General features: G+C 44.5%; 11 protein-coding genes. 2 read left to right on the forward strand and 9 right to left on the reverse strand.

Features of this window, described 5'->3' with window-relative positions; genetic code table 11:
* Positions 1-14: 14 nt before the first annotated feature.
* The 5 genes from ACJJH9_RS12445 to ACJJH9_RS12465 all read right to left on the reverse strand — a co-directional run bounded on the left by ACJJH9_RS12445 (position 15) and on the right by ACJJH9_RS12465 (position 7,603).
* Positions 15-1,676, reverse strand: coding sequence for a D-arabinono-1,4-lactone oxidase (locus ACJJH9_RS12445; RefSeq protein WP_252082302.1), 1,662 nt, complete (start codon positions 1,674-1,676; stop codon positions 15-17).
* 57 nt (positions 1,677-1,733) lie between these two features.
* Positions 1,734-3,602: a carotenoid oxygenase family protein gene (locus ACJJH9_RS12450; RefSeq protein ID WP_444922965.1), complete on the reverse strand. Its 1,869-nt coding sequence runs from the start codon at positions 3,600-3,602 to the stop codon at positions 1,734-1,736.
* A gap of 780 nt (positions 3,603-4,382) precedes the next feature.
* A complete protein-coding gene (locus tag ACJJH9_RS12455; protein WP_444900330.1) occupies positions 4,383-4,847 on the reverse strand; it encodes a GNAT family N-acetyltransferase in 465 nt (154 codons plus the stop codon).
* Between the two features lie 396 nt (positions 4,848-5,243).
* Positions 5,244-6,017, reverse strand: coding sequence for a hypothetical protein (locus ACJJH9_RS12460; RefSeq protein ID WP_444922966.1), 774 nt, complete (start codon positions 6,015-6,017; stop codon positions 5,244-5,246).
* A 197-nt stretch (positions 6,018-6,214) separates the two neighbouring features.
* Positions 6,215-7,603 carry an aminotransferase-like domain-containing protein gene (locus tag ACJJH9_RS12465; RefSeq protein WP_444922967.1) on the reverse strand — a complete coding sequence of 463 codons (1,389 nt, stop codon included), beginning with the start codon at positions 7,601-7,603 and terminating at the stop codon, positions 6,215-6,217.
* An 88-nt stretch (positions 7,604-7,691) separates the two neighbouring features.
* Between ACJJH9_RS12465 and ACJJH9_RS12470 the strand changes: the two genes are divergently transcribed.
* Entirely contained in the window at positions 7,692-8,663 is a 972-nt protein-coding gene (locus ACJJH9_RS12470) for an EamA family transporter (protein ID WP_444922968.1), read from the forward strand.
* A 53-nt stretch (positions 8,664-8,716) separates the two neighbouring features.
* Here the strand turns inward: ACJJH9_RS12470 and ACJJH9_RS12475 are convergent, their stop codons facing one another.
* On the reverse strand, positions 8,717-10,570 hold the full coding sequence (locus tag ACJJH9_RS12475) for a jacalin-like lectin (protein ID WP_444922969.1): 1,854 nt from the start codon (positions 10,568-10,570) through the stop codon (positions 8,717-8,719).
* A 39-nt stretch (positions 10,571-10,609) separates the two neighbouring features.
* Complete coding sequence (locus ACJJH9_RS12480; RefSeq protein ID WP_444922970.1) at positions 10,610-10,891, reverse strand: hypothetical protein; 282 nt, start codon at positions 10,889-10,891, stop codon at positions 10,610-10,612.
* 435 nt (positions 10,892-11,326) lie between these two features.
* On the opposite strand from ACJJH9_RS12480, the gene ACJJH9_RS12485 reads away from it, so the two are divergent.
* Positions 11,327-12,370: an alpha/beta hydrolase gene (locus ACJJH9_RS12485; RefSeq protein ID WP_444922971.1), complete on the forward strand. Its 1,044-nt coding sequence runs from the start codon at positions 11,327-11,329 to the stop codon at positions 12,368-12,370.
* A 33-nt stretch (positions 12,371-12,403) separates the two neighbouring features.
* Here the strand turns inward: ACJJH9_RS12485 and ACJJH9_RS12490 are convergent, their stop codons facing one another.
* Together ACJJH9_RS12490 and ACJJH9_RS12495 are read right to left on the reverse strand one after the other, a co-directional pair.
* Positions 12,404-12,730: a cupin domain-containing protein gene (locus ACJJH9_RS12490; RefSeq protein WP_444922972.1), complete on the reverse strand. Its 327-nt coding sequence runs from the start codon at positions 12,728-12,730 to the stop codon at positions 12,404-12,406.
* A 243-nt stretch (positions 12,731-12,973) separates the two neighbouring features.
* Entirely contained in the window at positions 12,974-13,456 is a 483-nt protein-coding gene (locus tag ACJJH9_RS12495) for a hypothetical protein (RefSeq protein ID WP_444922973.1), read from the reverse strand.
* Positions 13,457-13,855 lie beyond the last annotated feature (399 nt).

Genomic DNA, 13,855 nt, shown 5'->3' on the forward strand with positions numbered 1-13,855 from the left:
GTATCAATACAAGCCTAATCTTTCTTACATATCCGCGCCTCGGAATACCAATTACCTGCTTGGCAAGTTGCCCCTTGCTCACAATGTGCATCGGTTCTGCAATAGCACTGCCCGTCAGCATTACATTGGGGCGTTAGGTAATTCTCAAGAGGGTCTTGGCCACTAACCCGCTGCCAGAATGGATTGGTAAAGACATTCTCAGGATCCAATTCCGCCTTGGCATCAAGGAACTGAGACCATTTCGGGAAGCGCGAGGGCATATCCTCAAAAATAGCCACCGAATTCTTACCCCAGTGCGGTCTGGCGCCATATTTGCGTAGCGACATCTGCTCAATTTCCAGGTTTACAAAGTAGTTTTTAGGCACCGCCTCACCGCGCTGGCGCAGAGTATACTCAATACCTACAAAAGCGGTGTCGCGCCCAGCACTCATTCCCAGATAGCTATCGGAGGCCTTACCAAAGCGGAAGTAAATACCGTTCAAGGGGAAGCAGGTGCGCTCACTGTGGGCAATAATCTGGCGCACATCGGCAATCCAGTTGGGCAGCTCCTCAAAAGGTATGGCCACTTCCTGCAAGGCAATCGGCAACTTATCCCAGACACAATTGTTCGGCTCTTTACAGACAAAATGCTGCATCAGATCCGCGTGCCCCGTGGGCTTAATGAATTTCTTTAGACCGGTATTTACATCGCGGAAATAAGAACTGGAGCGGGCCGTATAGCGCAGAGATGCGGCAAAGCACTGCAGGGCAGCACTGTCGGCTTCATGCAAGCTATCAAAAATCAGGCCAAAGAGATATTCGGAAAAATCCGAGACATCAGCTTGAGCGTTATAAGCATTGCCCCGGGTGTCCAAAGGAACCTTATTATAAGTAGTAACCGTATAGCGGCCGAGACCTGGGAACCAGGCAATATTTGCGGAGTGGTTATCCCGAGCCAAGCCCAAAATGACATTCTCCAGATCGCTGTCATCCCGGTGTCCCTTCACTTTGGCTTGTACCTTGTAGCCGGGTTCGGCTTCAATAGTCACTTCAACCACAACCCCCAAAACACCAAGGTTAACCCGCGCAGCATTGAGTAGTTCACCAGTGATTACACGCAGATTCCCCTTGCCATCAACGAGCTTTATCTCGGTGACATAGTCAGAAATCATATTGCTTTTCTGAGTAAAGGTGGATCCATGAGTGCCGCTGCCGAGCATCCCGCCAATCGAGAAGATCGCCAGCTCAGTAACCATCGGTACACTGAGTTCATGCTCACGCAAATAGGCTGCTAGATCATTAAAACGCATACCAGCTTGAACAGTTACCAAGCGGTTTTCTTTATCCAGGCTAACCACCTGGTTCATATTTTCCAGAGTGATTTGCACTTCGCCGTTGCCCGCACAAGCCGCGTCTATCTGGCTGTTAAAGCGCCGGGTACCGGTCATGACCTTACGCCCCTGAGCGGCAGCATCGCGCACTATCGACTGTACCTCAGCGATTGTTGAAGGGTCATGAATAACACCGGGAAAACAATCCTGGGTGTCCTGATAGTTTTTCAAAACCTCAGGTACATCAATGGGGGGAGGTAACTGCTCCGCCGAAGCCCCCGCAGCAAAAAACAAACCTGCCGCACACAAGAAATTGGTAGCCCGGCGCAACAAATGACTTCGCCCGGAGAGAAGTGGATGGTACATGCCTTTGCTTCCTTGTTGTTGCATTATTGAGTTGTTGTATTTCAATTAATGGAAAAATTAACCAAATCTAGGTAATAGCTCCCGATCGATTATTTCCTGAACATTGCGACTGTGATCAGGCGCTTTACTGCGCAGGAAATCCCCGTATCCAGAACGGTAAGCCATAGCTGGACGGCGACCGATAGAGGGCACCCACAGGGCATGGTTGGTGGTAGCAAATTCCAAAGACTCACTGGCGAGGATACAGAGTGGCCCCCGGCTGAGTGCGGCAGCATCAAATATCCAGAACTCTTTACCGTTGGATTGCGCACTACTCGGATTTTTCCGAACAACCGCAGCAATTAGATAACCATCATTCTGCGCAGTGGATCCAGACCGCGCCATAAACTGCGGTGTCCGCATCACACAGTCATCGGGGAACTGATAAGCATCGGCAATTTGCATGCGGGTGCAATCCATATGCACCAAAGCAGATGGCTTACTTTGCTCGGGCATATCCCAATAACTATAAAAACGTTCTGGGTAATTGCGGTATGCCCAGGAAACGCGCATAGAAACCAAATCTGGGCGGTAGCCCACCGCAGCCCAATACAGATGCTCAAATGTCTCTGGAAACTGAAAGTGCCCCCGATAAGCTGGGTCATTCATATCCCAAAGGAGGTTTTCATCGCGGATAACCCGGTAATCGTCTTTGATCTCCCGTGCAAAGTCAGACGTTACCTGAATTCTAGCCCGCACCAGACCTCCAACATCCACAGGCGCCGCCGGATAGCCGGACAACCACTTGGGCACTAGCCCACCCTCTTGGAATATTTCATAGCGGAACAGCTGTTCAGACTTGTCCATGGCTCCCATATACTGGCCATAGAGAGTGATTTCACCGGCACTGTCGTCATAGTTGCAAACAATATCGGAGGTATCAAAGCCCAGCTCCAGGTAGTCAGCAATAATATCCTCACGCCCAGGTACCATATCCGACTTACGTATCACCCAACAGCGAGTTTTGTGTTCCTGTGGCAGCACAATATGGGTACCGAGAATACGAGTGGATTCGACCCTCGCTGCGGTCTCAAAAATAATGACATGGTTACGAGTAACCCCCAGGGAGTGGGAACTGGCCGCGATATAAGCGTTATTTCCCTGGCGATCACGAATATTCCAGCTTTTGAAAGCCCCCCGCTGATCCCAGGAAATCAAGCGAATAAAGCCCGAGCGACCGGAGTCACCCATATTGCCACCATAATTGATGGTAATGCACTCACCGGACGCCAAATCAAAGAAGGGGTGACCAGTAGTGCGAATTTGTGGGAACAACCACTTCTTTGGCGTTAGGTTATCCAACAGAGGAGGAAGACTGGATTCCCACTCTCCCACCTCACCAATAGGGGTTATCATTTCCAGAGTGGTAGCATCGAACTCATAGGGCACCCCACCCTCATAGCTCATCGCAAAGCGATTTTCCCCCATATAATTGGGGGCCGTATTGCAATAATTCATAAAGCCAAGATTTGGGCTGGAATAGATAGTTCCCCCCAGCAAATTAAACTTATCGAAACCACTCAAATCTTGCTCCTGCATAATTGCAGAGGCGGTTCTGATCATTTTTCGCGTATAAGCCACACTGCCATTACTGGCTCTACCACTGAAATCCAACCGGGTAAGCGCACCTTTTCCATTTGGAGTCAAATGGTTAGGAGCGAGAGGAATCCCCTCGGCCATCAACAAATGGCCGGTAACATCATCAGGCAAGTTACCTTGAACCACCTTAAGGAAACCGGAAGAATCCTGCAGGCTGCCATGCATAATTGACTTTGGGAAGGTGGAATCCTCTAGGCGATTACTTGCCTGAGCTGTAGAACTGGTCATACCAGCCAGTGGCAGTGTCGATAGAGCACCTGCGGCTTTCAGAAGATCGCGACGTTTCATTATTTTCCTTGTAATAAAAACGGCCGACTGCTTTAACTGACCTTATGTTTATAAATTTAGTGCAATGTATTCATATTTGATTTTTAACACCCTTTTCACCATGCGATATATATTTATTATTTCCCAGCTTGGCGAGCACACCAAAGGTGAAAATATTTAAACCCGAGCGGCAGTTAATTATATTAAACCGCAAAAATCAAGAACGAGATGATGACACTGTTAACCAGTTTTTCCGTAAAGCATAAGCGCCCTACAGAACTAAACAGTCAGGCAAAATAATATCAATAAAACATCCACTAAATCATATCTCCAAGCATTAACTCAGACGGAAATGAGAATCTTTTTCAGTACTTATTGTAATTCCGAACATCTAGGCTAGAAAATCTCAAAGAGCCAAACTCAATTTTTATTACAACCACCGCAACCCCCTAAATATTCACCACTAAAAAATCGTGCAACTTAATGACGCCACAACGATTCATTCAGCCTTAAAGGCTAAAACAGGGAGTTTTTCACCACCAAACAAATATTTACATTAATCGGCATAGCATATATTTCCCGTCCACTCTCAACGCTCAATGTTATAGAAGTATTATTTGGAGAAAGCTTGTTGAGGCACCCTTACAAAGTCCTAAATTTAAACGATGAGAGCGAATTAATATAAGCTTTCCCACCTTAATACACACTGATTTCTCAGCCTATATAGGGCCCGATACAATCAATAAAAACTGCAAGGAAAATAGACATACAGAAGGTACCGAACCTTATAGAAAAATAAGGCTATAATTCCAGCTTCAACCTCTCCCCATTAGAGTTATCTGAAAATCCTTCCCGACGATAAAAATCTGCTGTCCTGCTCCACTCGTCTTTCTCTGGTGTACTCACCTCCAAACGTGGCCACCCCTGCTCTCTTGCAAACTGAACCACTCGGTCCAGCATTTTTTTACCAATCGACTGACTTCGGCATTCAGGTTCTACGTAAAACTCTTCAATAACGCCATAATACCCTCCAGCATAAATAGCTGCAGACCTGGAAACGGTAATAACAGCAACAATCTCACCCTCAACTCTATAAAGAAAAGCATTATAAGCACTCTCCCTTACCAGCAGCTTGTTACTTGCCTCAATGAGTTGATCAGGTTTGATTTCACGCTTATGCCCCACCAAAGCCATTAATAGCTTGGCAACTAGATGCGCTACTATATCGGCATGCCTTGGCGTGGCAGTTATTATTTCACCCTGCATACTTCTACTCCCTGAATTTATGTACCAAAAAAATAAGAACCTTCAAAAGTCTAAAAATGTGATCACATTTTCAGGCTATCAGCCTAAAGCACTTATAGCAAGGGGAAACAAAATACTGTCCCTAAAATCAATATTCAGTAAAAGGAGTATTTTTCAGAACAAGGGGAGAGGCGGTAGCCAAAGCTTCTCAGGAATTACCTTCATACTGAGCAGCTGAAACCAGTTGTTTATTCCCTCAGCTTAAAAAGTTAGAGAATACTTTGAAATGGGACCAGGGACAGTCAAGTGTATTAGCGAAAAACAAGCCTATCTTATTGGGCCAAGGAAAACAGGGAAATATCACAAAGACACAAAAAAAGCTCCCTCTTGAGGAGCTTTCACAACCTTCAACACTTATCAGTCCCAGCGATTAAATACCACATGCATTCCGTGGTTGTCATCACTAACAAATACGAAATAACCTGCATTGGTGTGCCTGGAAGCACATATTTTAGTACCGCCAGAGGTCTCGGAACACTCCATTTTATTGGCTTCAATACCTATCGTTTCATAGGCACATTGATTAGATTGTCCAGCCAGATTTTGCACCAGATCACGTGTAGTTCTAGCCAACACAAATCGGAAATCACCAAAGTAACGGTAATTATAGGCATCCAGGTAATACGCCTGGGAATCCACACCAGACTTTAGAAGGTCGGAGTAACACTTCGCAGGATTGGCCATCCACAGCATGTCCATGTCATTAGAGGTGTGAACTGCAGGCCAGTTTTGCTGGTCATGCTTGGAAAGGACTACATTGGTGGAATCAACGTAGTCTTTTACAACAACATAGTCACCTTCATCACTTTCTATACGGCAAACTGGCGCACCGCCGATAAAATCATCACACTGTACATCATCTAATGTGATTTGAGTGGTGGAAGTGATACAGCTAGAGGCAAAGTTTTTTGCCCAGTTTTTCACCGCGGTAACGGCATACTCGCGCTTATCTTCAATTTCATAGTAGAAATCTGAAAAAATGCGATACACCTCACGGTCATTTGTATTGCTCTGAGTCGCAGCATCGGAGCATTGGCTAAAATTCGGCAAATCAAACGTTGTGTTGGCCTGTGCAGGAATAGCAGCAGCAACAGCCATAGCTACTACAGATAAGGATGCAATGGTTTTCATTCGAAATCCTCCATGAACTTACTCTCTCAAAATCGTCGCGGATTCTAGCAAAGGGAAGCCATCGAATGAAACATTTTTGTAATATGGTGACAGAGCAGCCATTGCTAACTAAAGTTGATCCCTCTGAAGTCAGTAGCTACTTGGTGCAGGCACATAACAATAAACTTACGGATGCCTTCCGGACTAAGCTGTATAGCTTATGCAGCAACACTTCGATTGATCAGTTCGACCAACTGCTCCAGCTGTTTTTTTGCCTGGGAATACTCACCATTATTATCCCTCAGTGGAAAACCACAATTAATCCTCAAGCAGTCTTTATAGTAATTCAAGGTACTAAAGCATACTCCGGTTCGGATATCCAAGAGTTGCCTCTTTAAAAGAATCGCGAATTCATCCTCATTTAACCCGGGAACTTGAAGCCATAAAACCAATCCTCCTGTTGGCATGCTAATCCGCACCTTTGGGATGAGATGGTCGGTCAGGAAATTACGATACTGATCAACTTGCTCCCGCAACAGGGGTCTCAATGTCGCCAGGTGCTTAGCATATTGCCCACTACTGATAAAATCAGCCAAGCTCAATTGGAGTGGTGAATTTACCCCCAAGCTCTCGAGTTGACGTTGCTGCCTGTAATCATTTAAATATCGTCCAGGCAAACACCAACCCAGTCGATAACCAGCACTCAGTGTTTTTGATATAGATCCACACCATAATAAGTATCCCCCGGTATCCCAATGGTATGCAGGGAGTGGAGGGGCTCCCCGGTGATCTAACTCATGGTAGACGTCGTCCTCGATAATCGGGATTCGGTATTTATTCGCTAACCCAGCCAGCTGCTGTTTCTGTTCGACACTGAGACTAATACCGGTTGGGTTCATATGGCTAGAGGTAAAAAGCCCAGCCCGAACACCGCCTTTTTGCATCTGTAACTCCATCTGTCGCAAATCTAAACCATCCATTGTGGATGGTATCTCTACGACAGTCCGCCCCATTCCCCCGAGGAGCTGAAGTAAACCGCTATAGCAAGGAGAGCTGACCGCTACTGCATCCCCAGGTTTTGTCGTTACTTCCAGTGCTGTACGTACAGCATCAAGACAGCCATTGGTTATCACCAGATCAAAAGCTTGGAAATGGAAACCCGAAGCGCCAAAGTGCTCACTGAGAGAACGACGCAAAGGCAATTCTCCTTGCACATTAGGATAAAGACACACCCGGCTCCCCTGACTACGTGAAGCGCGACGTAAGCTTCGCTCTAACTTAGAAACAGGCTGCAACTCTACAGATAGCTGAGTTATTCCCAGTGGGCCTGGCTCCTCCGAATGAAAGAAATGATCCGCAATCGGTGTCGTAGTCTGGCAAGAAAAAGCGGGCATCTCAGGAGGCCCAGAAACATCCAAAGGTTTTCTTACATAAAAACCTGACTGCGGTAAAGCCTGAATCCATCCCGTCTCCTCCAGATGACGATAACAATTCAATGCGGTAGTCAGGCTAACCTCATTCACCCTAGCAAGCTGACGTAGAGAAGGAAGCTTTTGTCCTGGCTGCACCTTTCCCTGGCGAATATCTTCCACTAAATGATCAGCCATTTTCTTGTACCGCATCATACTCCCTAAACTCAATTAACCTTCCAGCCCCTTATTGGGCAGAAAGTAACAAACTGTATACTTTTTTTAATTGAAATCTGTATCTGTCCCTAACCTCAGAATGCATAGAAACTATCCCGATATCAATGGGACAGTAGTTATGAGATACAAAGATTTGAGCCTTGGAATTTTCGTGATGGCTATTTGGGGAGTCAACTTTATTGCCATTAAAGTGAGTACGACAAATCTCAATCCACTACTAGTTACCGCGCTGCGCTTCACTCTTGCAGCAATACCGGCCATTTTCTTTATTCCCAAGCCGCCCGTTGCCTGGCGCTATATCCTCAGCTATAGCTTGGTCTTTGGCACAGGTATCTGGGGACTTGCTACTTGCTCGCTTACTGCTGGGCTCTCTCCAGGTATGGCATCACTGCTGCTCCAGCTCAATGCAGCAATTAGCGTATTACTTGGCTGGCTGATCCTTAAAGAGACGGTCAGTACACAAAAAATATTGGGAGCCAGCCTGGCAATCTTAGGATTATGGATTGCTTTCCTTATTGAAGATGGCAGTGTCAGCCCCCTCGGTGTGGTGCTAGTGATTCTGGCAGCAACTTGCTGGAGTATCAGTGGGCTGATTGTCAAAGCGGCCAATACCAAGGAGGTTTTCGCTTTTATTGTCTGGAGCCTTCTGTTTGCTCCCATCCCTTTACTGGTTCTTGCGTTGGCTCTGGAAGGTAAAGAGGTTTTAAACAACCTTATTGAAATTGATAAGCTTACCCTAGCCTCAATTCTATTTCAGGCTTGGCCCACCACCTTACTAGGCTATTGGATTTGGAATCGTTTGGTTGTCACTTACCCTTTATCAACTATCGCTCCTCTTACCTTACTGGTACCAATTTTTGGTCTCCTAGCTAGCTGGCTTGTTTATCAAGAGCCTCTGGGGATAGTGAAAATCTGTTCAAGCTTATTGATCATTTCTGGGCTCATTGCGGGAGTCATAAAGTGGGATAAAGTGAGATTGAGCAAAAAGAAGCAAGCAAATGTGCCCATAAATATTCAATAAGGTTTTAGAGTAAGTGCGGATTGGGCCTCCCAACCCGCCCTCACCTCCGCCACCTAGGGCAAACAAGAAGGCGTAGTAAAGAAGTATTTTACCTCGTAATCACTACAATTCTCTGTTGCACAGAAGAAACGATAATTAGAACCGAGATTCCCCACTAATATACTCTCTCCTGTAAACCTGTAATCCAGTTTGGAATCAGCCAAGCGACCAACAACATTTACGACATCTTTTACTTCACAGGTATTGGAGATATTACCTGCCGCTTTGTGTTCATTAAAACTTTCGTAGTCAATGCCACCAGAGGAGGGGTTGTCATTATTAAGCCATTCCGTTGCGTAATAGCCAGCATTGATCAAAGAACTGGAAAGCTTGTGCACACCCAAAGCAATAACTTCATCCCCTTGGCGCCCATGGAAAGCAAATATCTGCTGGGTAGAGGTAGAAGAATAGCTCTTACAGGAACCCTGCTGCATGCCACCTGAAACTGTCTCCCCTGTACTGGAAGTCAGTTTTAAATAATAAATACTACCGGAACTGTACTTTTCATCATCCCAGCAGATTTTAACATCATCGAGATATTCACCACTGGCGGAGTCAAAACTAAGGACAGAGCCCATTGAGCCACCATCTCCGTCACCATACTCAATGCAAAGTTCACGATCACTCGCATTTGCATGGCTAACAGCCTGCTGGAATTCATAACAAGCCTTTAACCCATCAATACGACCTCCAGTACGAATTTGTACCGATTTCAAATTCATAGTGCCGCTACCAAGCAGTTTACGCTTGATTAAATCGATGGAATCAAATGCAGCACCACCAGTGTCACCAATCGCATCCTTTTTGAGGTAACCATAATCAGAGTAAGCATCCTGGCTGGCAAGCCAAAAATCCTCAAATACCTTATAATAATTTACCCAAACCGAAGTTGTTATGCCCTTAGTATTTCTTTCAGCATAGAGTTCAGTACTTTCAAGGGCATTATAAGGCATACCGTATTGATAGCCCTCTGCAGCACAAGCGCTATAGCCATCAATCCAGGCACCGGTGGACTCACTGATGTGCCAATTTCTATTAGCATCTACACACGCAAATACACGGATCGTAGAGCAATCATAATCTCTAATCTCCCCATCATTAGTTAGCCAACTACAACTGTGCTCGGTACCCGGTGAGTCATCTCGCCAAGACCAAAGGAAATCTTCAATTTGTGGAGCTTTGGATGCTCCAATGGTTGTTGCATTGGCTTCAACTAAAGCCAACTCTATCAGCTGGTAACCTGCCTGTGCTTTTTCTTGGACGGTATCACCATAAATTTTGATATCGTTCTTACTGTACTCCGTAGTCGCATCCAGTACGACACTGAAATTTCCATTTTTATAGTGGGTGGTAGCGCTGCTATTACCATCAGAATCCGCTGTCAACTGGCTGGAATTTTGAGCCAAAGGTTCATTGGAGGTTAGATTGCCAGCAGCATCCATTTCATCTACGCCAATCCAGACATTCCTTAAATACTTGCTTGTTTTGGATTCATCATGATAATCGCAAAGATTATTATCCCCTGTGTGCGGATACTCTCTAGGTACCTGAGTAAAAAGAATAATGTTTCGCCCTGTATCCAGCACATCTTGCTTGCTTAAAGTTTGCACTGGCAATGAAGCGCAATCCCCTTCCGCGTAACCCCAGTCAGTTGGCTTGAAAACATAGTCCCCCAGGCGACTCTCAATCTTTTCACCAATTTTGTTCCTAAAATTCTGATGATAATCTGAATCATAAGCTTCTAATTTTATAAATAACACTTCATCCTGATTATCCTCAAGAAAATCTGTGATCTCATCAAAGCCATCCCCGAGAGTTGCCGCTGTGCCTACCATGTATATGCACATAGTGGCCTCTTCAAGTCCCATATGACACATGTGTGGAGTAGAACTAAACGTGGATGAAGGCTAGGTATCGTACTCCACTAAGCGGATACCACGATGGAACAGCTTCTCAGGGGCATACCATTGATTAACATCGGTATATACTCCTTGATCCCACTGGAAAGAAGCATAGGCATTATGTGCCCCTGCCCATAACGTTTTTGACAACGGTGCCCTAGTATCAATTTGTCCCTGCAAATCCAACCGATGCACCTTTGCATCCCCTGAATCAATTTCTCCAGCAGCCATCATCGATGCTGAAATTCCCAGTAAAAAAATAGATAATGAGTTAATTATTCTTAGCATTATTTATCCCTGACAGATCGTTTGTTAGTGAAAACACAAAATACAGAGTGTCTCTCCAGTTTTTCGGGGGTTTACTAGCGCTGGCGATTCAATAGGAAAATTACCCTAAAAGACCGCAGTAAAAGTGAATCCTTAACGTTACTTAACCATTCCATAATGCGTACACATTTTTGGATAGGAGGGTTGAGACGTAATTTGAAAATTATTACTCTGGATCTTTCTTATTTTTTAACTATTACTTCACACACCTAGTAGCTGCTCACAGTCAATCTATAAAGCTATTTTTCATAAAATTTCACAATAGGCACAAATGAATTAGCGCTGAACGCTGTCATTTAGGTATGATTGTATAGTTTCACTTTTACTTCTGAACATCCCACCTGGATGAATGTTACCCCCCGAGGCAACATTGGATTCAGGCAGCATTTCCAACACATGGATGAAAAAATAGACGAAGCTATAAGCGTCCAACTTTTTCCAATAGAAATACCCTACCATCAGTACCAAGCCATAAGATACGGAAAAATCATGGCCTATACCCTTGACAGCCAATTCAGCCAAGCAATCGAGCAATTTAGGGCTTTACTGGAATCCATAGAGCCAATAGCAGTAGGTGATGTGGCCACAAGACGTGAGGTTGGTGAGCATGTTCTCAGAGAGGTATTTCAAACCCATCCCATGCCAACCGATGTATCAATAGAAGATTTTCTGGTAAAGCTGCCCGATGAATCCAGCATCATATTGCGATGGTACTGTAAACAAAACTCAACGCCGGGGTCAGCGGTACTCTACTTACATGGTGGGGGCTTGATCTTCAATGATGTAGGAATATACGACCGATTAGTCGCAAACTATGTCTCAAAGAGTGGGGTGCCATTTCTCTCAGTGGATTACCGCAAAGCGCCAGAATATCCTTATCCAACCCCAATTGAGGATTGTTACTCGGCATTGTGCTGGCTCCATAAGAATGCCAAGTTGCTGCAAGTAGACCCCAACAGGTTAGCTGTTATGGGCGATAGCGCTGGCGGAGGGCTGTCTGCGGCACTGACCATCTTAGCAAGGGACAGGAATGGCCCTTCTTTAGCAAAACAAATTCTTATATATCCAATGCTTGATGACCGGAATACTGTTGAGGACCCAAAGCTGGCTCCCTATGTACTTTGGACCAATGATGACAACCTTACCGCTTGGCAGGCTTATCTCGGAGAAACAATGGGTACAAATAAAGTAACCGCTGTTGCCGCTCCAGCTCACTTAAAAAACGCGGAAGGATTGCCCTCCGCATATATTGAAATTGGGGAATTGGACATTTTTCGCAATGAAAATATTGAATATGCACGCTTACTCGCCAATGACGAGGTAAGTACAGAATTCCACTTGCGTCCAGGCGTTAATCACGCTTGGGAGGTATTTGCACCTACAATCCCAATCTCCATTAGAGCCATGGATGACCGTATTCGGGTTATTCAATCCTTTTGAATTTAATAGATTTTACTGAGGAATTTAAAGGCTTTACTCTTTATCTTTATCTTTAGCTTGAAACCAAAACTCGATTTCATCTGTATCCTCTTCAAATGAGGCAGCATGTTCAGTATTTGCCGGAACATGGTACCAATCGCCAATTCCAAAGCGCTGAACAGCACCATTTATACTTAGTATCAACTCGCCTTTCGTAATCACCCCATAATTATCAGTCGCATGCGTATGATCTAGAATAACTGTGCCCGCCGGATATGATGCAAAAAGGACATCACCTCCTTTTGCCTCCAACTTGTAGGCATCAAACCGACCATCATAAAGAGGTAGCTGCTTAATTCTATCTGGATAACTTCCTGACATTCTGGATACACTCCTTGTATTAAACTTTGAGCCCCGTTCCCGCAAATAAAATATTAGACCAGGAAGATAAAGAGCGCACTATCCGAAATAAAATAACACAAGACATTAGCGGCTGCATCTAACCCATAGAGAAAAAATAGTTAATCAAAGAGAGGCAAAACTCAAACAGACACTGAAGAACAAATTATATTGATATATTACAGCAACCACCTTAGATGCAGCGAATTTCCTTTCTATTTTATTCTATCGTGTTTTAATTTCTATTGAGAATTCCACCCCCTCCAACGACTGAAGGTAATCAGGATTTTCAGGATCGTTTATTAGCTTACCACTAAAAGAGACATTCTCAGCCTTTTGCTGCGTATCAAAAAGATTAGGCAATATGCTTTTTCTGGAGAAATCATACTTCTCAACTGAAGATACGCCCTTCTCGAAAGCTGCACTGATATCTATCGGCCTAGAGCTTTTTTCAGTGGCGAGAGCGCTTTGAGGGCCATGTTGGTTATCAGGAGTTTCAGTGTGATCTTCTACACTTGAAATATCATCTTTAGATAGCTCAGTGGAACTAACAAAGTCCTGCAATTGTTTTTCCTGCTCCAGCGTCCCCTCAACGACCTCTTCAGTACCAAGCCTAGCTTCCCCCCCAGATTCAACTGAAAGTGACTCGGGCCTACCACATGAAGCCAAAATCAACAACAAAAGGGCCACAAAAAAATATTTAAACATAATTATTAGCCTAGAGCTCACAGCTTAGAATTCTTTACAAAACCAGTGGGTCTATATCTAGGGTTCGGTACACATCTATAATGACTCTATCTTAGCATAAGTCATAATTCGATCAGCAGAATACAGTGAGTCTAGGAGGTTATCCTAAATATCATCTTTTTGAAAGGTAGTTGTTCTCAATACCTGTGCAAAACGTTAACAGACAGTCAGAATATTGACTATGTAGATATCACAAGACCAACCAGATTATATACTCTTCTGCAATATATGCATTTCGATAGAATTCCAGAGGGAATAGCCATCTCAGCCACTCCGATCAAAACACTAACAACCCTACCAACAATATAATTTATGAATAATAAAAATAAAAATTAAATCAAAAACTTCACTAAAAGCCAC

Source organism: Microbulbifer mixtoriginis (SeqCode) (assembly GCF_052466715.1).